The organism is Pseudomonas libanensis, from assembly GCF_001439685.1.
GTDB lineage: Bacteria > Pseudomonadota > Gammaproteobacteria > Pseudomonadales > Pseudomonadaceae > Aquipseudomonas > Aquipseudomonas libanensis.
Genome location: NZ_JYLH01000006.1, coordinates 255,334 through 277,979, shown reverse-complemented (window position 1 = coordinate 277,979; position 22,646 = coordinate 255,334). Strand labels below are relative to the sequence as shown.

General features: G+C 60.0%; 20 protein-coding genes and 1 pseudogene. 14 read left to right on the top strand and 7 right to left on the bottom strand.

Features of this window, described 5'->3' with window-relative positions; all coding sequences use genetic code 11:
* Nucleotide 1: 1 nt before the first annotated feature.
* Nucleotides 2–202 (top strand): annotated as a pseudogene (locus TU73_RS12235) (xylose isomerase); the annotation flags it as partial.
* Between the two features lie 41 nt (nt 203–243).
* On the opposite strand, the gene TU73_RS12230 reads toward TU73_RS12235, so the two are convergent.
* From TU73_RS12230 to TU73_RS12210, 3 genes are all read right to left on the bottom strand, one after another.
* A complete protein-coding gene (locus tag TU73_RS12230; RefSeq protein ID WP_057012408.1) occupies nt 244–633 on the bottom strand; it encodes a hypothetical protein in 390 nt (129 codons plus the stop codon).
* A 1,209-nt stretch (nt 634–1,842) separates the two neighbouring features.
* On the bottom strand, nt 1,843–3,255 hold the full coding sequence (locus TU73_RS12215; protein ID WP_057012405.1) for a PAAR domain-containing protein: 1,413 nt from the start codon (nt 3,253–3,255) through the stop codon (nt 1,843–1,845).
* 87 nt (nt 3,256–3,342) lie between these two features.
* Nucleotides 3,343–3,813 carry a hypothetical protein gene (locus TU73_RS12210; protein ID WP_057012404.1) on the bottom strand — a complete coding sequence of 157 codons (471 nt, stop codon included), beginning with the start codon at nt 3,811–3,813 and terminating at the stop codon, nt 3,343–3,345.
* Nucleotides 3,814–4,062: 249 nt separating this feature from the next.
* Between TU73_RS12210 and xylA the strand changes: the two genes are divergently transcribed.
* From xylA to TU73_RS12170, 8 genes are all read left to right on the top strand, one after another.
* Nucleotides 4,063–5,379, top strand: a complete 1,317-nt coding sequence (gene xylA / locus TU73_RS12205; RefSeq protein ID WP_057012403.1) for a xylose isomerase — start codon at nt 4,063–4,065, stop codon at nt 5,377–5,379.
* 101 nt (nt 5,380–5,480) lie between these two features.
* Entirely contained in the window at nt 5,481–6,482 is a 1,002-nt protein-coding gene (gene xylF / locus TU73_RS12200; protein ID WP_057012402.1) for a D-xylose ABC transporter substrate-binding protein, read from the top strand.
* A 5-nt stretch (nt 6,483–6,487) separates the two neighbouring features.
* Nucleotides 6,488–8,032 carry a D-xylose ABC transporter ATP-binding protein gene (gene xylG / locus TU73_RS12195; RefSeq protein WP_173668888.1) on the top strand — a complete coding sequence of 515 codons (1,545 nt, stop codon included), beginning with the start codon at nt 6,488–6,490 and terminating at the stop codon, nt 8,030–8,032.
* The gene (locus TU73_RS12190; RefSeq protein WP_057012400.1) at nt 8,033–9,169 is read left to right on the top strand and encodes a sugar ABC transporter permease; all 1,137 of its coding nucleotides are present in this window, start codon (nt 8,033–8,035) and stop codon (nt 9,167–9,169) included. It begins immediately after the preceding gene.
* Between the two features lie 386 nt (nt 9,170–9,555).
* Nucleotides 9,556–9,864 (top strand): DUF6124 family protein, encoded by a 309-nt coding sequence (locus TU73_RS12185; RefSeq protein WP_057012399.1) that lies wholly within the window; start codon nt 9,556–9,558, stop codon nt 9,862–9,864.
* A 125-nt stretch (nt 9,865–9,989) separates the two neighbouring features.
* Nucleotides 9,990–10,937 carry an ornithine cyclodeaminase family protein gene (locus TU73_RS12180; RefSeq protein ID WP_057012398.1) on the top strand — a complete coding sequence of 316 codons (948 nt, stop codon included), beginning with the start codon at nt 9,990–9,992 and terminating at the stop codon, nt 10,935–10,937.
* Nucleotides 10,938–10,950: 13 nt separating this feature from the next.
* Complete coding sequence (locus tag TU73_RS12175) at nt 10,951–12,084, top strand: NAD(P)/FAD-dependent oxidoreductase (protein WP_057012397.1); 1,134 nt, start codon at nt 10,951–10,953, stop codon at nt 12,082–12,084.
* Nucleotides 12,084–12,710 (top strand): helix-turn-helix transcriptional regulator, encoded by a 627-nt coding sequence (locus TU73_RS12170; protein WP_046072120.1) that lies wholly within the window; start codon nt 12,084–12,086, stop codon nt 12,708–12,710. The genes TU73_RS12175 and TU73_RS12170 overlap by 1 nt, the downstream gene beginning before the upstream one ends.
* Before the next feature lie 32 nt (nt 12,711–12,742).
* On the opposite strand, the gene TU73_RS12165 is transcribed toward TU73_RS12170, so the two are convergent.
* Both TU73_RS12165 and TU73_RS12160 read right to left on the bottom strand, forming a co-directional pair.
* Nucleotides 12,743–13,519, bottom strand: a complete 777-nt coding sequence (locus tag TU73_RS12165; protein WP_057012396.1) for an ABC transporter substrate-binding protein — start codon at nt 13,517–13,519, stop codon at nt 12,743–12,745.
* A 245-nt stretch (nt 13,520–13,764) separates the two neighbouring features.
* Complete coding sequence (locus TU73_RS12160) at nt 13,765–15,264, bottom strand: CoA-acylating methylmalonate-semialdehyde dehydrogenase (protein WP_057012395.1); 1,500 nt, start codon at nt 15,262–15,264, stop codon at nt 13,765–13,767.
* Between the two features lie 109 nt (nt 15,265–15,373).
* Here TU73_RS12160 and TU73_RS12155 point away from each other — a divergent pair, with 109 nt between their 5' ends.
* From TU73_RS12155 to TU73_RS12140, 4 genes are all read left to right on the top strand, one after another.
* Nucleotides 15,374–16,309 (top strand): LysR family transcriptional regulator, encoded by a 936-nt coding sequence (locus TU73_RS12155; protein WP_057012394.1) that lies wholly within the window; start codon nt 15,374–15,376, stop codon nt 16,307–16,309.
* A gap of 784 nt (nt 16,310–17,093) precedes the next feature.
* On the top strand, nt 17,094–17,549 hold the full coding sequence (locus tag TU73_RS12150; RefSeq protein ID WP_043051632.1) for a (2Fe-2S)-binding protein: 456 nt from the start codon (nt 17,094–17,096) through the stop codon (nt 17,547–17,549).
* On the top strand, nt 17,549–19,792 hold the full coding sequence (locus TU73_RS12145; RefSeq protein ID WP_057012393.1) for a xanthine dehydrogenase family protein molybdopterin-binding subunit: 2,244 nt from the start codon (nt 17,549–17,551) through the stop codon (nt 19,790–19,792). The genes TU73_RS12150 and TU73_RS12145 overlap by 1 nt, the downstream gene beginning before the upstream one ends.
* A gap of 15 nt (nt 19,793–19,807) precedes the next feature.
* Nucleotides 19,808–21,151 carry a c-type cytochrome gene (locus TU73_RS12140; protein WP_057012392.1) on the top strand — a complete coding sequence of 448 codons (1,344 nt, stop codon included), beginning with the start codon at nt 19,808–19,810 and terminating at the stop codon, nt 21,149–21,151.
* Between the two features lie 118 nt (nt 21,152–21,269).
* Here the strand turns inward: TU73_RS12140 and TU73_RS29150 are convergent, their stop codons facing one another.
* The gene (locus TU73_RS29150) at nt 21,270–21,419 is read right to left on the bottom strand and encodes a hypothetical protein (protein WP_164484430.1); all 150 of its coding nucleotides are present in this window, start codon (nt 21,417–21,419) and stop codon (nt 21,270–21,272) included.
* A 248-nt stretch (nt 21,420–21,667) separates the two neighbouring features.
* Between TU73_RS29150 and TU73_RS12135 the strand changes: the two genes are divergently transcribed.
* A complete protein-coding gene (locus TU73_RS12135) occupies nt 21,668–22,105 on the top strand; it encodes a hypothetical protein (protein WP_057012391.1) in 438 nt (145 codons plus the stop codon).
* Nucleotides 22,106–22,112: 7 nt separating this feature from the next.
* On the opposite strand, the gene TU73_RS12130 is transcribed toward TU73_RS12135, so the two are convergent.
* A complete protein-coding gene (locus TU73_RS12130; protein ID WP_057012390.1) occupies nt 22,113–22,613 on the bottom strand; it encodes a CinA family protein in 501 nt (166 codons plus the stop codon).
* Nucleotides 22,614–22,646: the final 33 nt, after the last annotated feature.

The following is a 22,646-nucleotide window of genomic DNA, read 5'->3' as shown; positions in this document are numbered from 1 at the left end:
CATGCCGTACTTCCCCGGTGTCGACAAGGTTCGCTTCGAAGGCCCTGCCAGCGAATCCCCCCTCGCCTTTCGCCATTACGACGCCAACAAACTGATCCTCGGCAAACCCATGCGTGAGCACCTGCGCATGGCCGTCTGTTACTGGCACACCTTTGTGTGGCCAGGGGCGGATATGTTTGGCATGGGCACGTTCCAACGTCCCTGACAACGCAGTGGCGATCCGACGGAGCTGGCGATCGGCACTTACCTAAATTCCACGAACATGGCTGCAACTGCTGCCCAAAACACAGAACCGATCAACATCATCATATTGATGGTCAACAGTCGTTTTAGATGAGGGGGGAAATTTTCAAGATCGACAGGGTCGAGTTCTTCGATGCGGATAGACGCCTTCGGTAACGTCACCATTCCGGCAATTTTTGATATTTCCCAAAGCGACCAGATTACCCCCCTCTTTCCCAGGCTTGTTCCCCAGATATAAATAAAACGACTATTTTTCAGCGCATCTTTCATAGAGTCCAAGTGTCGACGACTAAGGTAAAGACTAAAAGTAATGCCAGCAGCAGCAAGCAAAATTGGGCCCCCTGTAACGATGATTGCGATCCAGGGAGGCCAAGTGTCGATACTGGTCATGGTTGCCTGGTCTTGTAAATTTTTTCACTCCTGAGGTTTGCATCGGCGTACCCACTAAAACCTAGTGATGCGTCAGGCTACGAATTGGAAACGCCGAGGGCTTTTCAAGTAGGGATGTCACCCCCTCAACTACTTAAACTTCAGTAGTACAGCTACGGTGACAAGCCAAGTAAAACCAATTACTTTCATAGCCGTATCAATAACCAGCAGTCGCTTTAGGTAAGGTGGAAAGCTTTCAAGATCAGCAGCGTTTACATCCCCAATTCGGATATACACCTTCGACCACGTCACCATTCCTGCGATTTTAGCTATCTCCAACAGGGACCAAATCACACCCCGCCGCCCCAAACTCGGTCCCCATAAGTAAATGTAACGGCTATTCTTCAACGCGTCCTTCATGGCGTCCAAGTGACAGCGGCTCAGATACAACGTGTATCCAATGCTTATAATTCCAAGCAAAAAAGGACCACCGCAAAGAATCAAAAAAGCGAACCAGGACTTCCAGAATTCCTCCTCAGTCATGGTGCAGTTTTCTCGTACAGGATTTCTCCACCTAGTTCCCCTCCCATTCCACCTGCAGTCGTGCCCACCCATGCACCAGCTCCTACCAGTGCCGCAGCACAAATAACACCTCCTATACCTGTAGAGATACCTAGCGCCAGGCAGACAGCACCACTGGCCTGTAAAGGCAGCCCGACTCGCCGCCTCCACGAGCCGAATACCGGGTATGAGCCGCGACCAAACTTCCCTGTTCCAGTAATGCGGCAAGCGTCTACTAGATATGCCAAAAGTATCTTTTCGATAATTGGCGAGTTCAAGTACGCTACCTGAATTGCAGTAGCGCAAATACAACAGCCCACCAGATTCCGCCTCCAATCATTATCACTGCTTTAATTTTCAAAAGCCGTCTGAGGCGAGGAGGAAAATTTTCAGCATCCATGGGGGCCAAATCACCCAGACGGATGTGTGTTTTTGGCATTGTTATCATCCCAGTGATTTTTACGATCTCCAAGAGGGACCAAATCAAACCCCGACGCCCCAAGCTCGGCCCCCATAGGTAGATATAATGACTGTTCTTCAACGCCTCTTTTATGGCATCTAGATGACGACTGCGCAGATACAAACTATATACAAAGCTCACCATCGCTAGCAGGATTGGAGCACCTACTATGATTAGCGCAACCCAGGGCGACCACGCGTCAATACTGGTCATAATTGGTTAATTTCATGAATTTTTTCACCCATATATTCGCCACCTCTTTCACCCACATTAGTACCGATCCACGCGCCAGCTCCGATTATGGTCGCTAAGCAGGCAACACCTCCTACGCCTGTAGAAACACCCAGCGCCAAACAAATAGGCCCACTGGCGTACTTACCTATCTCCCCACCTACATAACCACCAGACGTGGACCCTGCAAATTTTCCTGCTTCAGTAAACTTCACCTTTTTACATGCTGCTCCAGAATCCCCATTGCAGACCTGCTGAATAGCCAACAACGAAGCCCCCCCACCAAGGCCTATACCGATGTACCCCCCTGCCTTCATATACTTCGTGGCACGACTAACCGCCTCCACATGAGCGGCATACCCCGGAATCTGCCCCGGCCCGCCCGCCTTGTCCCAGTGATGCACCAGGCTGCGGCTGGAAATACCCAGGGCCGTTTTCAACTTCGGGTGATCGCCCAAAGTTGTCTGCCCGCGCAGGCGCGTGGAGTTGAGCAAATGGGCGTCCAGCTGGTTCATCAGCCGCTGACGATCAGCAAAGAACTGCGGCGATCTAAGGTGGCCGTGCTGCCGATAGCTGTCCTGATGCAGGCGCTCCATGGCCTGCAGCGTCTCGCGCAGGTTGTTCAGGTGCTTTTCCATCACCACCGCACTGACGCCTAACCAGGTTGAGGTATGGCCGATGAACCCAGCGATTTCAGCTCCATGGCGATACAGAAAGTCGGCCTCGTCGGGCGTCAGGGAATCCAGAGATGCATCGACGTGTTGAGCAGCCTGCATAAGCTGCGCTTCCTGATAAGTACAGGAGCCGTTGTTCGGGTCGCTGAGCACGATCATCGAGCCGGCTTTGACGTGGCTCGTATTTGGGTTCAGTGCTTGAAACTTGCGCATTACAGCCGGGTCGAGAGTCGGAAAAAGTGTGGCCTCCAGCGCTTCGCGAGTCATACTCTTAGGCACGATATAGAAGCCTGGCTCATGGCCATTCATGCCGTTGTATGCCGTTGGAACTGTACGACCCGACGGGGCGAAACCAGACCGACGCGGCGCCACAGGGCTGCCATTTGCAGATGATGTGCTCGGTTGATCAACTCGCTGATTAATTGGCGGCTCTGAACTCTCATTTTCATAGGTGGCGGAGTAAACCGAAGGAATAAGCCGAGCTCGACAGGGGCAGCTGCTGAAGCTGTCCAGCGTGCCGGCCACACGTTTTCCATGACTTTCGATATGAGAAATGCCACCCAAAATCTGGTACGTACCTTCATGTTTTCCGCAAGTAACCAAGTCGCCTTCGCGAGCATGGAATACTCCATATATATTAACTCTAGGATCGCCCTCGATAATTTTTCCGCCACAGGTTGTATTATCACCCAAACCGACAAAATACCCTTCACTCATTCACGCCCCCTCTTTTAAAGTTTTATCTACCCAATTGCACAGCGCGAAAAAAACAACTAACTCATACACAACGCACTTAGTGATCCCTCATAAAAAATCATCTGCCTTCTGCACGCCTTCACGAGCAATCAGCAGTACTGAACCTTGTGGCGTATTGATAATTTCGTCACCGTTGCTGAGCGTGCTTCCCACAAGCGCAATATGGCTATTAGCTTCACCCGCACACGTCACGATCTGCGCCGTCGTGCCGTCGGCGTATACAACGCAATCCCCTTTGTGCGCAGCACGCACTTGCGAACCATCAGCCAATTTGAATGCCATTTGCGATGTGGTTTTTTTAATCACCCCACCGTTACGCGTCTGGCTGCCTTCGGCCGCCACTCGATAAATCGCAATAGGCGGATGAGCTTTGCGGTAGGCATTTTGTTCATCAATCACGTCCAAAACTTGCTTGGTGAATTCCGAACGTTTTTGCTCGGTGAACGATGACTTATTTAACTCACTCAAAAATTCAAGCGATACGTCGTTGGTATACAGCAAGGCTTGCGACTTATTCATCTCTATATCCCTTATTCTCAGCTTAGTTCGCCGCGCTCGCCTATTCACATCAAGACAATGACTGGCACCCCAAACTTTGAAGAGGCATATCCCCACCGTAAAGTCAGACGTTTCCCTAAATCACGTACTCCCTGAGCCTTTCTGAACACCCCACTCAAAATCGCACTACACCTTGGTGATTTTCATAATCAGCACCCCAGGTGCCGTTGCTAGTATCCAGACACCGCCCAGAACAATAAGGAAACCGCCATGCTGTACTTCCCCGGTGTCGACAAGGTTCGCTTCGAAGGCCCTGCCAGCGAATCCCCCCTCGCCTTTCGCCATTACGACGCCAACAAACTGATCCTCGGCAAACCCATGCGTGAGCACCTGCGCATGGCCGCCTGTTACTGGCACACCTTTGTGTGGCCAGGGGCGGATATGTTTGGCATGGGCACGTTCAAACGCCCATGGCAGCGCACTGGCGATCCGATGGAGCTGGCAATCGGCAAGGCGGAGGCGGCCTTTGAGTTTTTTTCCAAGCTGGGTATCGACTACTACAGTTTCCACGACACCGACGTGGCGCCGGAGGGCAGCTCGCTCAAGGAGTACCGCAACCACTTTGCACAAATGGTCGATCATCTGGAGCGTCACCAGGAACAGACCGGCATCAAGCTGCTATGGGGCACCGCCAACTGCTTCAGCAACCCGCGTTTTGCCGCTGGGGCCGCGAGTAATCCGGACCCGGAAGTGTTCGCCTTCGCTGCCGCCCAGGTGTTCAGTGCGATGAACGCCACGCTGCGGCTCAAGGGTGCCAACTATGTGCTGTGGGGCGGCCGTGAGGGGTACGAAACCCTGCTCAACACCGACCTCAAGCGCGAGCGTGAACAGCTCGGACGTTTCATGCGCATGGTGGTGGAGCACAAGCACAAGATCGGCTTTACCGGCGACCTGTTGATCGAGCCCAAGCCCCAGGAGCCGACCAAGCACCAGTACGATTACGACAGCGCCACCGTGTTCGGTTTCCTGCATGAGTACGGCCTGGAACACGAGATCAAAGTGAACATCGAGGCCAACCACGCGACATTGGCCGGGCACAGTTTTCATCATGAGATCGCCACCGCCGTGTCACTGGGGATCTTCGGCAGCATCGACGCCAACCGCGGTGACCCGCAGAACGGCTGGGACACCGACCAGTTCCCCAACAGCGTCGAGGAAATGACCCTGGCCACCTATGAAATCCTCAAGGCCGGGGGCTTCAAGAACGGCGGCTATAACTTCGATTCCAAGGTCCGGCGCCAGAGCCTGGACGAGGTGGACCTGTTCCACGGCCATGTAGCGGCCATGGATGTGCTGGCCCTGGCCCTGGAGCGTGCGGCAGCGATGGTGCAGGACGACCGCTTGCAGCAGTTCAAGGACCAGCGTTATGCCGGTTGGCAGCAGCCGTTGGGCCAGGCGGTGCTTGCGGGTGAGTTCAGCCTGCAGTCCTTGGCTGAGCATGCGTTTGCCCAGGAGCTGAACCCGCAGGCGGTGAGTGGTCGGCAGGAGATGCTGGAGGGGGTTGTGAATCGGTTTATCTATCGGTGACATTTGCACGACAAATCTATGCACAGAGCGTCATGGGACGCTCTACAGTTCTACCCGCATCACCCTGTGTCTTTCCAACAACAATAAAAGGACGCACCACCATGAAATCATTCAAACGCACCCTGCTCGCCAGCGCCCTGGCCCTGCTTGCCCTGCCAGTGATGGCCGATCCTGCCCATCCGAAGATCGGTTTTTCCATCGATGACCTGCGCCTGGAGCGCTGGTCCCGCGACCGCGATTACTTTGTCGCGGCGGCGGAAAAACTCGACGCCAAGGTGTTCGTGCAGTCCGCCGATGCCAACGAGCAGAAGCAGATTTCCCAGATTGAAAACCTGATCTCCCGGGGCGTCGATGTGATCGTCATCGTGCCCTTCAACGCCACCGTGCTGACCAATGCCGTCGCCGAAGCCAAGAAGGCCGGGATCAAGGTGGTGTCTTATGACCGCCTGATCCTCAACGCGGATATCGACGCGTACATTTCCTTCGATAACGAAAAAGTCGGCGAGATGCAGGCCAACGGTGTGCTGCAGGCGGCGCCCAAGGGCAATTACTTCCTGCTCGGCGGCGCACCGACGGACAACAATGCCAAGGTGCTGCGCGAAGGCCAGATGAAGGTGCTGCAGCCGGCCATCGACAAGGGCGATATCAAGGTTGTCGGCCAGCAGTGGGTCAAGGAGTGGAACCCCACCGAAGCCTTGAGCATCGTCGAAAACGCCCTGACCCGTAATGACAACAAGATCGACGCCATCGTCGCTTCCAACGACGCCACCGCCGGCGGCGCGATCCAGGCCCTGGCTGCGCAGAAGCTGGCGGGCAAGGTGCCCATCTCCGGCCAGGACGCCGACCTCGCGGCAGTCAAGCGCGTGATCGACGGCACCCAGACCATGACCGTCTACAAGCCGCTCAAGCTGATCGCCACCGAAGCCGCCAAGCTTTCGGTGCAACTGGCGCGCAACGAAAAACCCACCTACAGCTCGCAGTATGACAATGGCAGCAAGAAGGTCGACACCATCCTGCTCACCCCGACGCCGTTGACCAAGGCCAACATCGACCTGTTGGAAAAGGACGGGTTCTATACCAAAGAGCAGATCGCCGGGCAGTGACCGCCATGGCCGACTACCTGCTGCAAATGAACGGCATCGTCAAAAGCTTTGGCGGTGTCAACGCGCTGAATGGCATCGATATCAAAGTCAGGCCCGGGGAATGCGTCGGCCTGTGCGGCGAGAACGGTGCCGGTAAATCCACCTTGATGAAAGTGCTGTCGGCGGTCTACCCCTACGGCACCTGGGAGGGCGAAATCCTTTGGGATGGGCAGCCGCTCAAGGCCCAATCCATCAGCGAAACCGAGGCGGCCGGCATCGTTATCATCCACCAGGAACTGACCCTGGTGCCGGACCTGTCGGTGGCCGAGAACATCTTCATGGGCCACGAGCTGACCCTGCCCGGCGGGCGCATGAATTACCCGGCGATGCTGCACCGTGCCGAAGCCTTGATGCGCGAGCTGAAGGTGCCGGACATGAATGTGGCGCTGCCGGTGTCGCAGTACGGCGGCGGCTACCAGCAACTGGTGGAAATCGCCAAGGCCCTCAACAAGCAGGCGCGCCTGTTGATTCTTGATGAGCCGTCTTCGGCGTTGACCCGTTCGGAAATCGAGGTGCTGCTGGATATTATCCGAGGCCTCAAGGCCAAGGGCGTGGCCTGCGTGTACATCTCCCACAAGCTCGATGAAGTGGCGGCGGTGTGCGACACCATCGCGGTGATTCGCGACGGCAAGCACATCGCGACCACCGCCATGGCGGACATGGACATCGCGCAAATCATCACGCAGATGGTCGGCCGCGAGATGAGCAACCTCTACCCGACCCAACCCCATGCTGTGGGCGAGGTGATCTTCGAGGCGCGCCACGTCACCTGTCATGACGTCGACAACCCCAGGCGCAAGCGCGTCGATGATGTGTCCTTCGTGCTCAAGCGCGGCGAAATCCTCGGCATTGCAGGGCTGGTAGGTGCCGGGCGCACCGAACTGGTGTCAGCGCTGTTCGGCGCCTACCCCGGCCGCTACAGCGCCGAGGTGTGGCTGGACGGGCAACTGATCGACACGCGCACGCCGCTCAAGTCGATCCGCGCCGGGCTGTGCATGGTGCCCGAGGACCGCAAGCGCCAGGGCATCATTCCCGACCTGGGTGTGGGCCATAACATCACCCTGGCGGTGCTCGACAGCTATGCGCACCTGACCCGCATCGACGCCGAGGCCGAACTGGGCAGCATCGACCAGCAGATCGCACGCATGCACCTCAAGACCGCCAGCCCGTTCCTGCCGATCACCAGCCTCTCCGGGGGCAACCAGCAGAAGGCCGTGCTGGCGAAAATGCTGATGGCCAAGCCCAAGGTGCTGATCCTCGATGAACCCACGCGGGGTGTGGATGTGGGCGCCAAGTACGAGATCTACAAGCTGATGGGCGCGCTGGCGGCCGAAGGCGTGTCGATCATCATGGTCTCCTCGGAGCTGGCCGAAGTGCTGGGGGTGTCCAACCGCGTGCTGGTGATGGGCGACGGCCAGCTGCGGGGCGATTTCGTCAATGCCGGCCTGACCCAGGAACAGGTGCTCGCCGCGGCGCTCAGCCAACCTAATAACCATCGGAAGGCCCTGTAGATGAATCAGGTCAAACACCTTTTCACCCGCTACAAAATGCTCGCGCTGGTGATCGCCGTGGCGTTCATCTGGCTGTTTTTCAGTTGGCAGACCGAGGGCGGCTTCCTCACCCCGCGCAACCTGTCCAACCTGCTGCGGCAGATGTCGATCACCGGGATATTGGCGTGCGGCATGGTGCTGGTGATCATCAGTGGCGAGATCGATTTGTCGGTGGGCTCATTGCTCGGGCTGCTGGGCGGGCTGGCGGCGATTCTCGACGTGGTCTATCACGTGCCGCTGCTGGCCAACCTCAGCCTGGTGGCGCTGTGCGGCTTGATGATCGGCCTGGCCAACGGCTACATGACCGCTTACCTGCGCATCCCCTCGTTCATTGTCGGCCTGGGCGGCATGCTGGCGTTTCGCGGAATTCTGCTGGGGATTACCGGCGGCACCACCATCGCGCCGGTGTCGCCGTCGCTGGTGTATGTGGGCCAGGGCTACTTGCCTCACACGGTGGGCGCAGGGCTGGGTGTAGTGCTGTTCGCGCTGACGCTTTTTCTGACCTGGAAACAACGGCGCAACCGCGCACTGCATGGCCTGGCCGCGCACTCGCTGGTGCGTGACGGGCTGCGCGTGATGCTGATCGGCGCGGTGCTCGCCGGGTTTGTCACCACCCTCAACAGCTACGACGGCATTCCGGTGCCGGTGCTGCTGTTGCTGGTGCTGCTCGGCGTGTTCAGCTACGTCACCAGCCAGACCGTTTTTGGCCGGCGGGTGTACGCGGTGGGCAGCAATATGGAAGCCACACGGCTGTCGGGCATCAATGTGCAGGCGGTGAAACTGTGGATCTTCGGCATCATGGGCGTAATGTGCGCCCTCGCCGGCCTGGTCAACACCGCGCGCCTCGCCGCCGGGTCACCGTCGGCGGGCAACATGGGCGAACTCGACGCCATCGCCGCCTGCTTTATTGGCGGCACCTCGATGCGCGGCGGCTCGGGCACGGTATACGGCGCGTTGCTCGGGGCCTTGGTGATTACCAGCCTGGATAACGGCATGTCGATGCTGGATGTGGACAGTTACTGGCAGATGATTGTGAAGGGCAGCATTCTGGTGCTGGCGGTGTGGGTGGATGTGAGCACGCGGGCGGGTCGGCGGTAAACCCATACTTACCAACACCGGAGCCCCTCCCACACTTGTCTGCATTCCAAATGAGGGGTTGGTGGCATTTGGTCATGGTTTTTAAAGGGCCAGCAGGGCGGGTCCCTTTAAATTGCAGGACGTTTCCTAGACAATCCCTGCCGCCTTGTGCCTGCTGGAATCGGTGGCTAGTCTGCGGTCCGTCACTGCCAATTCAGTGATCGGGTTTAGTCGCCCGGATTTTGAACAGGCACATGCTCCCATGAAGCTTTATGGTGGCTGTGCGCAGGGCGCCCTCGGGCGCGCCGGGTTCCTGTTCTGACCGGTCGACTAACCTGCGTACAGCCGCCACCTTCGTTTAGTCGCGAAAGGTGTCAGCTCCTTGATATTCAGACAGGAACTACACCATGAACAAAGTCCTACCCGATCCACCCCGCGATCCCGCAAAAGACCGCGCCGCCTTCAACCGCGCCATCGTCCACTACCTGCCCACCCATGGCTTCCACTGCGTCAACGAAGACCTGAGCTTCGAAGATGCCCTGCTCTACACCGCCAGCCTGCTCGACAGCGCCTCCGCCACCGCACTGGATTGCGGCGAGCTGCTGCAAAGCCCCGAGCGGGCGAAGATCCTGGCGGTGTGGCATTTGCTGGAGATAGCCAAGACCACGGTGGATCGCTCCATCGAATGCCTGACCTGCACAAAAGCCACTGCATAAAAACGCGGTTAAAACTGTGGGAGGGGGCTTGCTCCATCCCACATTGATCTGCATTTTTTCCTGGGGTTATTGCGCACAAGAACTAAATGTCCATAATAGACAAATTAGTTTACCTGGAGACATCCATGTCCAATGCCCCCTTCATCATCGATCAATTTCAGGCGCGGGCATTGCTCGCCCAGGTCGACGTGCCCCTGATCCTGCGCAAGCTGTTCCGCGACCTGGCCGCCGGGCAGGCCGTGCAACCGCCGCAGCAGTTGGTAGAGTTCCCCCACGGCGCCGGTGACTTTATCAACTACCTGGGTGTGCTGGCCGAAGACGGGGTGTATGGGGTCAAGACCTCACCCTATATCGTGGGTGAGCAAGGGCCCCACGTGACGGCCTGGACGCTGTTGATGTCGATGCACAGTGGCCAGCCGTTGCTGTTGTGCGACGCTTCTGAGCTGACCACCGCGCGCACCGCTGCGACCACCGCACTGGCGGTGGACGCCCTGGCCCCGGCGAGGGCGCAGCGCCTGGCGATCATCGGCAGCGGCAAGGTCGCCCAGGCGCACCTGCGTTACGTGCACAACCTGCGCGACTGGCAGCACATTCGCCTGTATTCCCCCAGCCTTGGCAGTGCCAGCGCCGACACCCGCGCACAGTTGACCGGCCTGGACCCGCGCCTGACCCTCGCTGAAACTTGCGATGCCGCGGTAGAGGACGCGGATGTGATCATGCTCTGCACCTCATCGGCAGGCCCGGTGATCGACCCGATGCGCTTGCGCAAGCCTGCCCTGATCACCTCCATCAGCACCAATGCACCCCGTGCCCATGAAGTGCCCCCGGCATGCCTCAACCAGATGCAGGTGTACTGCGACTATCGGCAGACCACTCCGGGCGCGGCCGGCGATATGCTGATTGCCAGCGAACAGCACGGCTGGGACAAGCGCGCAGTGCTCGGCGACTTGCCCGAATTGCTCAGCGACATGGCGCAGCGTCCAAACTACGATCGGCCTGTATTTTTCCGCTCCATCGGCCTGGGCCTGGAAGATATTGCATTGGCCAATGCCCTGTACCAACTGCAGCGCTAACCCGGAGATTGTTATGCACCAGGCAGACTTCATCATCATCGGCGGCGGCATTGCCGGCGCGTCCACCGGTTTCTGGTTGTCGCAGCATGGCAAGGTGCTGGTGCTGGAGCGTGAAAACCATCCGGCCTATCACTCCACCGGCCGTTCGGCGGCGCTTTACACGGCCGCCTACGGCACCCCGCAAGTACGTGCGCTGACGCTGGCCAGCCGGGCGTTTTTCGATCAACCGCCAGCGGGCTTCTGCGAGCATCCACTGCTCACACCCCGGGGCGAAATGACCGTCGACTTTAACGGCGATCCGGCGGAGCTGGACAGCCAATACCTGAATGCCAAGGCTACCGTGGAACAGGTGGAACGCCTGAGTGCCGACCAAGCCTGTGCACGGCTGCCGATCCTGCGTCGTGAAAAAGTCCACGGTGCCATCTATGACCCGACCGCCTGTGATATCGACACCGACGCCCTGCACCAGGGCTATCTGCGCGGTATCCGCCGTAACCACGGCGAGGTGCGCACCGACAGCCATGTGTTGGGCCTGAGTCGTGACGCCGAAGGTCAGTGGCAAGTGCGTACCCAGGACGCAACCTTTAGCGCCCCAGTCATCATCAACGCCGCTGGCGCCTGGGCCGACCATATCGGCGGGCTGGCCGGCGCGGCGTCCATCGGCCTGCAACCCAAGCGCCGCTCGGCCTTTATCTTTGCCGGCCCCGACGGCATGGACAGCCACGGCTGGCCAATGCTGGTAGCCCTCGACGAAGCCTTCTATATGAAGCCGGATGCCGGCATGTTCCTTGGCTCGCCGGCCAACGCCGACCCAGTGGAGCCCCAGGACGTGCAGCCCGAAGAGCTGGATATCGCCATGGGCATCTACCAGATTGAGGAAGCCACCACCCTGACCATCCGCCGCCCCACGCGCACCTGGGCCGGCCTGCGCAGTTTCGTGCACGACGGCGACTTGCTGGCCGGCTTCGACCCCGTCGTGCCAGGGCTGTTCTGGGTCGCGGCACAGGGCGGCTATGGCATCCAGACGTCGCCCGCCATGGGCCAGGCCAGCGCCGCACTGGTGCGTGGCGCGCCGCTGCCCGAGGCACTGACGCGGTTCGGCCTGGACGCTGGTATGCTCTCCCCCGTCCGCCTGGAGCCCCATTGATGACCATCGCCGAACAAGACACCGTCATGCAGAACTTTCGTGGGATCGCCGATGCGATCGCCACCCTGTTCTTTCCCCATGCGGAAGTGGTGTTGCATGACTTGCGCACGCAAACCGTCGACTACATCGCCAACAATCTGTCTAAACGCAGCTTGGGTGATGATTCGTCGCTGGAGGACATGCTGGACGGTGACGTCAGCGAAGTGAATATCGGCCCCTACGAAAAGCTCAACTGGGACGGTCAGAAAATTCGTAGCTTGAGCACCGTGCTGCACGACCACAAAGGCCGCCGGCTGGCCGTGCTGTGTATCAACCTGAATATCTCGATGTTTGAAACCGCCAAGGCGGCGCTGGATTTGTTCCTGTCGCCAAGCAAGCTGATCGCCCAGCCGGATGCGCTGTTTCGCGATGATTGGCAGGAACGCATCAACACGTTCCTGCATGCCTGGCTGCGCGAACGCCAGTTGAGCCTCAACCTGCTGACCCGCGACCACAAACGTGAACTGGTGCTGGCGCTGCATGCCGAAGGCGCATTCAAGGGCAAGAGCGCCTCCAACTATGTGGCCAATGTATTGGGCATGGGGCGGGCGACGGTCTACAAGCATTTGAAGGAATTGAAGGGTTAACGCCCGCCACCACGCCTCTGCGGCAGTGATCTTCAGTCGCCGTAGATATCGGCCTTGAAGTATTGCTGGGAAATCTTCTGGTACTCGCCACTGGCACGAATGCCGTCAATAGCGGCATTCAACTCGCTGACCAATGCGGTATTGCCCTTGCGCACCGCAATCCCCGCGCCCTCGCCCACGTATTTCGGATCCTTGAGTTCCGGGCCGACAAAGGCATAGCCCTGGCCGCGTGGCATCGCCAGGAAGTCGCTCAGGGGGATGGTGTCGGCAAAGATCGCATCCAGGCGCCCTGCTGCCAGGTCCATGTAGATTTCTTCGTTATTGCTGTAGCGCTTGACGTTGATGCCCTTGGGCTCGAACACCTCGGTGGCATAGCGGTCGGTGGTAGTGGCGCGCTGCACACCGACGTTCTTGCCCTTGAGGCTGGCGTATTGGTCATCTACCACCGCACCGTCCTTCATCACCAGGCGTGAGGAGGTGAAGTAATACTTGTGGGTGAAATCCACCGATTTCTTGCGGTCTTCGTTGATGGTCATGGACGACAGCGCCATGTCGATCTTCTTGACCTTGAGGGAAGGAATCAGGCCGTCGAACTCACCTTCGACCCACACACACTTGACCTTCATTTGCGCGCACAGGGCATTGCCGATGTCGTAGTCGAAACCGACGATCTTGCCGTCACCAGTCTTTGAGGCGAACGGCGGGTAAGCGGCCTCGATGCCGATGCGCAGCGGTTTCTCGGCGGCGAGCAAGTGGCTTGCGGCAAACAGGCTCAGGGCCAGGGCGGGAATGAGGTGGCGTTTCTTCATGATTTGGGTTCTCGCAAGTTGTTGTTGGTTTGGCAAGAGTGAAGAAAAACGTGCAGCGATAAATTTGTACTTATAATTCCATACTGGACTTTAATGTTCTTCGCGTCAATTCAGGGCAAACACATAAAAATGTGGGAGGGGGCTTGCCCCCGATTGCGGTGTATCAGCCACCTTTACAGTGCCAGACACTCTGCAATCGGGGGCAAGCCCCCTCCCACACTTGGATCTACAGTACCTGTGAGACCTTATTTTGAAACAGGCATCGCAAATTCCGCGCCCTGCTCGATACTCTCCGACCAGCGCTGCATGATCGACTTCTGCTTGGTGTAGAAGCGCACACCCTCGGTGCCGTAGGCATGCATGTCGCCGAACAGGCTCTTCTTCCAGCCACCAAAACCATGCCAGGCCATCGGCACCGGGATAGGTACGTTGATGCCGACCATGCCCACTTCAATGCGCCGGGCGAATTCGCGGGCGATGTTGCCGTCGCGGGTGAAGCAGCTGACGCCGTTGCCGAACTCGTGGTCGTTGACCAGCTTTACCGCCTCGGCAAAATCATTCACGCGTACACAGGCCAGTACCGGGCCGAAAATTTCTTCGCGGTAGATGCTCATGTCCCGGGTCACGTGGTCGAACAAGGTGGCGCCGAGCCAGAAGCCGTTTTCCAGGCCAGCCTCGGTGGGCACGTAGTCACGGCCATCGAGCAACAAGTGCGCGCCGGCCTGTACGCCTTGCTCGATATAGCCGCTGATGCGCTCCAGCGCGGCCCGCGACACGATCGGGCCCATCTCGGCTTTCAAATCGCGACCATCGGTGATGCGCAGCGTCTTGGCGCGCTCGGTCAAGGCGGCAATGACTTTATCGCCCACATCCCCCACCAGCACCGCCACCGAGATCGCCATGCAGCGCTCGCCGGCACTGCCGTAGGCGGCGCCCATCAGCGCGTCGACGGTACGCTCGATATCGGCATCGGGCATCACCACCATATGGTTTTTCGCCCCGCCCAGGCCCTGCACGCGCTTGCCGTGACGGGCACCGCTCTCATAGATGTACTGGGCGATGGGCGTGGACCCGACGAAGCTCACGGCCTTGACGTCGGGGTGTTCGATCAGTGCGTCCACCGATTCCTTGTCGCCCTGTACCACGTTGAACACACCTTTGGGCAAGCCGGCTTCACGCAGCAGCTCGGCCATGAACAGCGCGGCACTCGGGTCAGTGGGGCTGGGCTTGAGGATAAAGGTGTTGCCCGCCGCGATAGCGATGGGGTACATCCACATCGGCACCATCACCGGGAAGTTGAACGGCGTGACGCCAGCGACGACGCCCAGGGGTTGGCGCATCGTCCAGTTGTCCATGCCACGGGACACTTGGTCAGAATGCTCGCCCTTGAGCAGGTTGGGAATGCCGCAGGCGAATTCGAGGATATCGATGCCACGGTCGACTTCGCCCTGGGCATCGGTGAAGACCTTGCCATGCTCGGCGACGATGATGCGCGCCAGGTCGTCCTTGCGTTCGCGCAGCAGGTGCAGGTATTCGAACAGCACACGGGCGCGGCGGATCGGCGGCGTGTCGGCCCACCCGGCAAATGCAGCCTGGGCGGCAGCGACGGCTTCGGCCACGGTCTGGCGGCTGGCCAGGGCCACGCGCCCGGTCACTTCGCCCGTGGCTGGGTTGTAGACGTTCTGGTAGCGATCATCGCGGCTTACACGCTGGTCGTTGATGTAGTGCTCGATGGTTGCGGTCATGGCAGTGGATCCCCGGTGGGTAGCGTTGGAACACACGATAGGCTTTCGATTTGTTCCAAACCAGAGCAGAATCCAGAACTTATTGTCCTTATAGGCGAACAATACACCCATGGAAAAGGCTGAGATCGAAGGCTTGTGGACCCACATTCACTGGCTGTCGGTACTGGAGGAACACGGCACCTACACCGCTGCGGCTGCGCGCCTGGGGGTGAGCAAATCCGCGGTCAGCCAGCGTATCTCCGACCTGGAGAAAGCCACCGGCACGCGCTTGGTGACCCGTACCACGCGCAGCGTGCGGCTGACCGAGGCCGGGTTGTCCTTGACCCGCGACGTGCGCAGCGCCTACGCGCAGATCGCCCGCAGCTTCTCCTCGGTGCGCGATTCCGTCGGCGAGATTCGCGGCCTGGTACGCCTGACCGCCCCGGTGGCGTTCGCCCGGCAACAACTGGTGCCGCACCTTTCCGGTTTTTTGCAGCAGTATCCGCAGGTGCGCATTCAGCTCGATGTGTCCGACGCCTTGAGCTCACTGGCTGCCGAGGGTTACGACCTGGCGGTGCGCCATGGTTTCCAGGTGCCGGAAACCCATGTGGCGTGGAAGCTGTGCGACACCACCTCGGTATTGGTCGCCACTCGAGACTACCTGCAACACCACGGCGAACCGCGAACCCCGGCAGATCTCAGCGCGCATAACTGCCTCTACTACCCACGGGGCAGCGACCAGCCGGCCTGGACCTTCGAGCGCGGCGGCAAAAACAGCCAACGCGTCACCGTGCCCATCGCCGGCAGCTTTTCCACCAACAACAGCGAAGCCTTGCGTGACGCGGCGCTCAACCACCTGGGCATCGCCCTGCTCCCAGACTTCAGCGCCCAGGCCGCTTTAGCCAGCGGCAAGTTGGTGCAGGTGTTGAAAGGGTGGACGCTAAAGGGCGCGTTTGCCGATGAGATCTATTTGATCCGGCCGTACTCGCCCCATGTGCCCAAGGCAGTGACGGCATTGGTGGGGTATTTGAAGGAGAAACTGGCGGGAGGGTTTCGGTTCATTTGATCAAGGTGGTATTGGCTGACATCAGCGAAAATGTGGGAGGGGGCTTGCCCCCGATACGTAACCACGATGCGCAGCGAGCCGCTCTTGATCTTGATCTTGATCTGCTTTTGATCTTAGGCGCCCCGTTAAACCACGCTGGCCGGAATTCGACAGGGATTTGGGGGGTAAACCGGCAGGGATGCCGGTTTAGCCGCCCCGCGCCATGGATGGCGCGTGGCGGCGGCCCCCCAAATCCCTGTCGGATTACGGGCACACCGAGCCTAGGCGAGGTGCCGAGTGGTGGGGCAAGAGCCCTTTGGTTACTTTGGGGCTCTTTTCCAAAGTGACCCGCCGTCAGGGCGGAACCCTAAGTGGCCGTTACCTAAATAATGGATATGTACTCAGCCCGATCCAACATCCTGGTCGGCCCTGAGGCCGCCATCGGGGGCAAGCCCCCTCCCACAGGTACAGCGCCATACCAGAAGTTGTGTAGATACCTATGCCCCGATGAGGGCGTCCAATAAGTGCATCTGTGGCTGACCCACCGCCATCGGGGCCCCCTCCCACATTTGCTATAGCTCAATCCTCGCGAATACTTGCCTGATCCTCCGACTTATCAGCCCCTGCCATAGATAGGCCTTGCGCCGTAGTCTAGAGTCCAATAATGCGCGCGGGGTGGGGATGAAAATCCTGCCCGACCGCGCCGCCACACCAAGTCGCCCGTGAGCGACCCCAAGGGAAGGCCATGCCGCACTCCCCTTATAAAAAAACAAAGCACCACCAACCGTTGATCAGCAGGTGAGCCATGGAATTACGTATTAACCAAAAGGCCTATCAAGTCGATGCCGAAGCCGACACCCCCTTGTTGTGGGTGATCCGCGACAATTTGGGGCTGACCGGCACCAAGTACGGCTGCGGCCTGGCTCAATGTGGCGCCTGCTCGGTGCTGGTGGACGGCAATGTAGTGCGCTCATGCGTCACCCCGGTGGCCGGCGTGGTCGGCCGCGAAATCACCACCATCGAGGCCATCGAAGAAGATGAGGTGGGCAAGCGCGTGGTCGCCACCTGGGTCGAACGCCAAGTGGCGCAATGCGGTTACTGTCAGTCCGGGCAGGTGATGGCGGCCACTGCGCTGCTCAAGCACACCCCGGCGCCCACCGCTGAGCAGATTAACGCGGCGATGATCAACCTGTGCCGCTGCGGCACTTATAACGCTATCCAGAGCGCCATGCAGGACCTGGCCAAGCAGGAGAGCGTTTGATGAATACGCCCATCAAGCTTCCTCAAGGCCTGCTCGATCTGGCATCAGGTGAGCCTATCAACCTGTCCCGCCGCCGCTTCCTGGCCAGTACCGCAGTGGGCGCGCTGGTAATCGGTTTCGGCCTGCCCCTGGGCTCGGCTCGGGTACAAGCCGCCACCGCCGCCGAACGTGGCACCCAGGTGCCGGCGTTCCTGGAGATTCGCCCGGACGGCAGCGTGCGCTTGCTCAGCCCGTTCATGGAAGGCGGGCAAGGCACCCACACGGCCATGGCGCAAATCGTCGGCGAAGAATTGGATGCCGACCCGGCCACTTTCATCGTCGAAAGTGCGCCGCCCGGCGAAGCCTATGTAGTGATGGAAAACGGCCTGCGCATCACCGGCGGCAGTATGTCGGTGCGCTTGAGCTACCCGACCATGCGCCGCCTCGGCGCCCTCGCGCGGGCCATGCTGCTGCAAGCGGCGGCTGAACAATTGGGTGTGCCGGTGGCGCAATTGACCACGCAACCCGGCCTCGTGGTGCATACCGCGTCGGGCCGTTCCCTGGGCTACGGTGAGTTGGCCAGTCGCGCCCTGGACATGCCGGTGCCCGACCCGGCCAGCATCACCCTGCGCGACCCGAGCCAGTTTCGCTGGATCGGCAAGCCGGTCAAGCGCCTCGACGCCTACGACAAATCCACCGGCAAGGCGCAGTACTGCATCGACCTCAAGGTCGACGGCATGCTCCACGCCGCCGTGCAGCATGCGCCTCGCCTGGGCATGAGCGTGGGCAGCCTGCGCAACCAGGCCGAGGTACAAGCCATGCAAGGCGTGCACTCGGTGCATGTGCTGCCTGGCGCGGTGGCGGTGGTGGCCGAGCGCTGGTGGCACGCCAAACGCGCGGTCGAGGCCATCCAGGTTGACTGGCAGCAAGCCCCTGCCGATTCGACGGTACGGGTGATGCCGGCGGATTTTTCCAGCGACAAGCACCGCGACTTCCTCGCCGCCCAGCAAGGCCCGGCCCGCGATGACGAAAATGAAGGCGACGTGGCCGGCGCCCTTGCCGGCGCTACGACCCGGGTGGAAGCCACCTACCACAACCAATACCTGAACCACGCCCAACTGGAGCCACCGTCGGCCCTGGCACGCTACAACCCGGACGGCACCCTGGAGGTGTGGTTGCCCAACCAGGCGCCGGATATGTTCCGCGACGACATTGCCAAGCGCACTGGCTTGGCCGCCGAGAAAATCACTCTGCACTCGCCATTGCTGGGCGGTTTCTTTGGCCGGCATTTTCTCTATGAATCCGCCAATCCTTACCCCCAGGCCATCGAGTTGGCCAAGGCCGTGGGGCGCCCGATCAAGCTGATCTGGAGCCGTGAAGAAGAATTTCTGCGCGATGTGCTGCGCCCGGTGGCGGTGGTCAAGTTCCGCGCCGGCCTGGACGCCAACGGCCTGCCGGTGGCCATCGAGGCGGTCAGCGCCACCGAAGGACCGACCGAAGCCCTCGCCGGCAAACAGGGCGAAAAAATCGACCCCACCGCCATGGAGGGGCTGTCGGGCAAGTCCTATGCAATCCCCAACAAACGCATCGCGCAGATCTACGTCAAGGGCCCGGTGATGCTGGGCTACTGGCGCTCTGTAGGCAACTCGCTCAACGATTTCTTCTACGAAGCGTTTCTCGATGAGCTGGCGGACAAAGGCGGTCAAGACCCCTTCGACCTGCGCCTGCACCTGCTACGTGATAACCCGCGACTGACCACCCTGTTGCAAGCCGTGGGTGAGCTGTCCGGTGGCTGGAAGCGTGGCCCGTTCACCGCCGAAGACGGCAGCCGGCGTGCACGGGGCGTGGCCATGGCGTCACCGTTTGGCTCCCATGCGGCGGTGATCGCCGAAGTGTCGATTGAAAACGGCCAGGTCAAGGTGCATGACATCTGGCAGGCCATCGACCCCGGCAGCATCGTCAACCCGGCGATCATTGAAGCCCAGGTCCACGGCGCCGTGGCCCTGGGACTGTCGCAAACGCTGGTCGAGGAAGCGGTGTACGTGGACGGCAAGCCACGGGCACGCAACTACGACCTTTACCCAGTGCTGCCGCCTGCGCGGATGGCGCGGGTGCATGTGCGTATTGTCGAGAGTGGCGAAAAGATGGGCGGTATCGGCGAACCGCCGCTGCCTGCAGTGGCGCCGGCGGTGGCCAACGCGGTGGCGCAGTTGACCGGCCAGCGCATCCGCAGCCTGCCATTGAGCCGCTACACCTTTAGCTAACCGACAGGGAACGCCATGAATAACCGCCGATTCGCAAGAACCGCAGGGTGGCTGGTGCTGCTCTGCGTGGTCGCCGCGGGCCTGCTGGCCTGGTACGTCACACGCCAGCCCGCTTCGCCTTTTGAACAGCAACAGGCTACAAGTTTCGAGCCCGCCTTGGTCAGTCGCGGCGAATATGTCGCGCGGGTGAGTGACTGCGTGGCCTGCCACAGCCTGACCGGCAAGCAGCCCTTTGCCGGCGGCCTGGAAATGGCCACACCGCTGGGGGCGATCCACGCCACCAACATCACCCCCGACCGCGAGCATGGCATTGGCGCTTATAGCCTGGCCGACTTCGACCGTGCCGTACGCCATGGCGTGGCGCCAGGCGGGCGGCGGCTGTACCCGGCCATGCCCTACCCGTCCTATGTAAAGCTCAACGATGACGACGTGAAGGCGCTGTACGCGTTTTTCATGCAAGGCGTACAACCGGCCAACCAAGCGAACATCCCCAGTGACATCCCCTGGCCGCTCAATATGCGCTGGCCCATCGCCCTGTGGAACGGCGTGTTCGCCCCCACCGCCACCTATGCGGCCAACCCCGGCCAGGACGCACTGTGGAACCGTGGCGCCTATATCGTCCAGGGCCCCGGCCATTGCGGCAGTTGCCATACACCCCGTGGCCTGGCCTTCAACGAGAAAGCCCTGGATGAGTCCGGCGCACCGTTCCTCGCCGGTGCCCTGCTCGACGGCTGGTACGCGCCGAGCCTGCGCCAGGATCACAACACCGGCCTGGGCCGCTGGAGCGAGGCGCAGATCGTGCAGTTCCTCAAGACCGGGCGCAATGCCCATGCGGTGGTCTACGGTTCGATGACCGAAGCGTTCAACAACTCCACGCAGTTCATGCAGGACGAAGACCTCGCCGCCATCGCTCGTTATCTCAAATCCCTGCCTGGCGACCCGCAGCGTGATGGCTCGCCCTGGCAGTACCAGGCCGTCGCTATCACCCCGGCGCAAAACCTGGGCGCCCACACCTATGCCACCCGCTGCGCCTCGTGCCACGGCCTGGACGGCAAGGGCCAGCCGGAGTGGATGCCGCCATTGGCTGGGGCCACTTCAGCGCTGGCAAAGGAAGATGCCTCCGCGATCAACATCACCCTCAACGGCTCGCAACGCGTGGTGACCGCCGGCCTGCCGGACGCTTACCGTATGCCGGCCTTTCGCGAGCAGTTGTCAGACGAGGAAATCGCCCAGGTCCTGACGTACGTGCGCAGCACCTGGGGCAATCAGGGCGGCACAGTCGACACCAAGGCCGTCGGCAAACTGCGCGGGCACACCGACCCCGCCAGCAGCAGCCCGATCATCCTGCATATGCGCTGAGTGATGTATGAACTGTGGGAGGGGGCTTGTTCCCGATGGCGGTAGTTCAGTCACAGTTGCATAGACTGACACACCTATATCGGGAGCAAGCCCCCTCCCACATTTAGTCCAGGGGCCTCTACTTGCTCTCGTCAGCCTTGCCTTCCTGCATCTGCACCGACGACTTAGTCCCGCTGGTATTGTCCTTGGTGGTGTTGTCAGAGCTGTCAAAACAGCCGTGAAGCATGAACGCGCTGCACAATCCCAGGCACATATAGAGCTTCTTCATGATGATTCACCTGCTGCTGAGTGAGTGATATCCAGGGCGCCGGACGAGCGCAACGTTCGTCGGCCCTTGATGTATCTGTCCGAAATGAAGGTGCAGGCGTTCAACAAATCGGCGCAGGCTTGGACGAATGGTCGGCCACTCGTCGAAGCCTGTGCAAATTGTTCAAACTTTAGCTCACATGGCCCCTTCCAATCCGTATGCGGCGGGGCATTTACTCGCCCCTTCAAGCAAGCGCGGAGATTAGGTTCATGAACGTACGACTGCCGATCACCCTGCTGTTGATTTTCACATCTTCCACAGCCCTGGCCGACGCCTGCGATGTGGTTACACGCGGGCAAAGCGACCAAGTGCCGATGGTCGAGCAACATACCTGCTACCGCTACGAGGGCATGCCGCCTGAAGCCATCGACTGGTCTTGCAGCAACGAGAACAAGGAGATGATGCCCACTACGAAAAACAAGGTCGCGGCCTGTGCCAGCAACCATGTCGCCAGCTGCAAGGCCACGCCGACCCAAGAGGCCCTGGCCAACCCCCATTCGACGTCCAAGGCGCCGGATCACGAAGGCGCATTGCTGCCCAAAAATGCCAGCGTAGTGACCTACTACTATGCCGCCAATGACTTGGTCCAAGCCAGGATCGACTGTGAAAAAGCCGGCGGCGAATGGGCCTCGCAGCCAGTCAAATAAGGCTTCGCTAGCCTTGCTCGCCGGCCAGGGCGCGCTGGTGAAAATGTGACAGCCACTTCAAGGCATGCTCCGCTGCGTAAAGCTGCACCTGCTCACGGGAACCCAGGAAGCGTTCCTTGCGGCTGAAAATATTCACCCCCTGCCCCATCCGATAGGCCCAGGCGAAGCAAATGGTCCCGGCCGGAATGCCATCCATGTCGTCAGGGCCGAGCAGGCCAGTGGTGGCCACTGCCACGTCCGCCGGACTGTCGCGCATCGCGCCCGCGGCCATCTCGCGGGCGACCTCGCAACTGGTGAGGTTGAAGGTCTCAATCGTATACGCACGCACACCCAACAAACGCTGCTTGGCTTCAGGGGAATACACCACGTACCCACTCTCGATACACGCCCCACCGCCCTCGACTTCCGACAGCAGGGTGATGATTTTCCCCGCTGTACAGGACTCGGCCGTGGTAAGGGTCATATCGTATTGTTTCAGGTAGTCAATAGTGGAAACGGCGATAGACACGGTTTTATCCTCCTGCACGTCATGTGCGAGCCT

What these genes read in the sequence shown, in the direction of transcription:
- TU73_RS12190 (WP_057012400.1), top strand. Translation starts at nt 8,033, where the DNA reads ATGAATCAGGTCAAACACCTTTTCACCCGCTACAAAATGCTCGCGCTG.
- TU73_RS12175 (WP_057012397.1), top strand. Translation starts at nt 10,951, where the DNA reads ATGCACCAGGCAGACTTCATCATCATCGGCGGCGGCATTGCCGGCGCG.
- xylF (WP_057012402.1), top strand. Translation starts at nt 5,481, where the DNA reads ATGAAATCATTCAAACGCACCCTGCTCGCCAGCGCCCTGGCCCTGCTT.
- TU73_RS12230 (WP_057012408.1), bottom strand. Translation starts at nt 633, where the DNA reads ATGACCAGTATCGACACTTGGCCTCCCTGGATCGCAATCATCGTTACA.
- TU73_RS12135 (WP_057012391.1), top strand. Translation starts at nt 21,668, where the DNA reads ATGAACGTACGACTGCCGATCACCCTGCTGTTGATTTTCACATCTTCC.
- TU73_RS12145 (WP_057012393.1), top strand. Translation starts at nt 17,549, where the DNA reads ATGAATACGCCCATCAAGCTTCCTCAAGGCCTGCTCGATCTGGCATCA.
- TU73_RS12165 (WP_057012396.1), bottom strand. Translation starts at nt 13,519, where the DNA reads ATGAAGAAACGCCACCTCATTCCCGCCCTGGCCCTGAGCCTGTTTGCC.
- TU73_RS12160 (WP_057012395.1), bottom strand. Translation starts at nt 15,264, where the DNA reads ATGACCGCAACCATCGAGCACTACATCAACGACCAGCGTGTAAGCCGC.
- xylG (WP_173668888.1), top strand. Translation starts at nt 6,488, where the DNA reads ATGGCCGACTACCTGCTGCAAATGAACGGCATCGTCAAAAGCTTTGGC.
- xylA (WP_057012403.1), top strand. Translation starts at nt 4,063, where the DNA reads ATGCTGTACTTCCCCGGTGTCGACAAGGTTCGCTTCGAAGGCCCTGCC.
- TU73_RS29150 (WP_164484430.1), bottom strand. Translation starts at nt 21,419, where the DNA reads ATGAAGAAGCTCTATATGTGCCTGGGATTGTGCAGCGCGTTCATGCTT.
- TU73_RS12155 (WP_057012394.1), top strand. Translation starts at nt 15,374, where the DNA reads ATGGAAAAGGCTGAGATCGAAGGCTTGTGGACCCACATTCACTGGCTG.
- TU73_RS12185 (WP_057012399.1), top strand. Translation starts at nt 9,556, where the DNA reads ATGAACAAAGTCCTACCCGATCCACCCCGCGATCCCGCAAAAGACCGC.
- TU73_RS12140 (WP_057012392.1), top strand. Translation starts at nt 19,808, where the DNA reads ATGAATAACCGCCGATTCGCAAGAACCGCAGGGTGGCTGGTGCTGCTC.
- TU73_RS12215 (WP_057012405.1), bottom strand. Translation starts at nt 3,255, where the DNA reads ATGAGTGAAGGGTATTTTGTCGGTTTGGGTGATAATACAACCTGTGGC.
- TU73_RS12180 (WP_057012398.1), top strand. Translation starts at nt 9,990, where the DNA reads ATGTCCAATGCCCCCTTCATCATCGATCAATTTCAGGCGCGGGCATTG.
- TU73_RS12210 (WP_057012404.1), bottom strand. Translation starts at nt 3,813, where the DNA reads ATGAATAAGTCGCAAGCCTTGCTGTATACCAACGACGTATCGCTTGAA.
- TU73_RS12150 (WP_043051632.1), top strand. Translation starts at nt 17,094, where the DNA reads ATGGAATTACGTATTAACCAAAAGGCCTATCAAGTCGATGCCGAAGCC.
- TU73_RS12170 (WP_046072120.1), top strand. Translation starts at nt 12,084, where the DNA reads ATGACCATCGCCGAACAAGACACCGTCATGCAGAACTTTCGTGGGATC.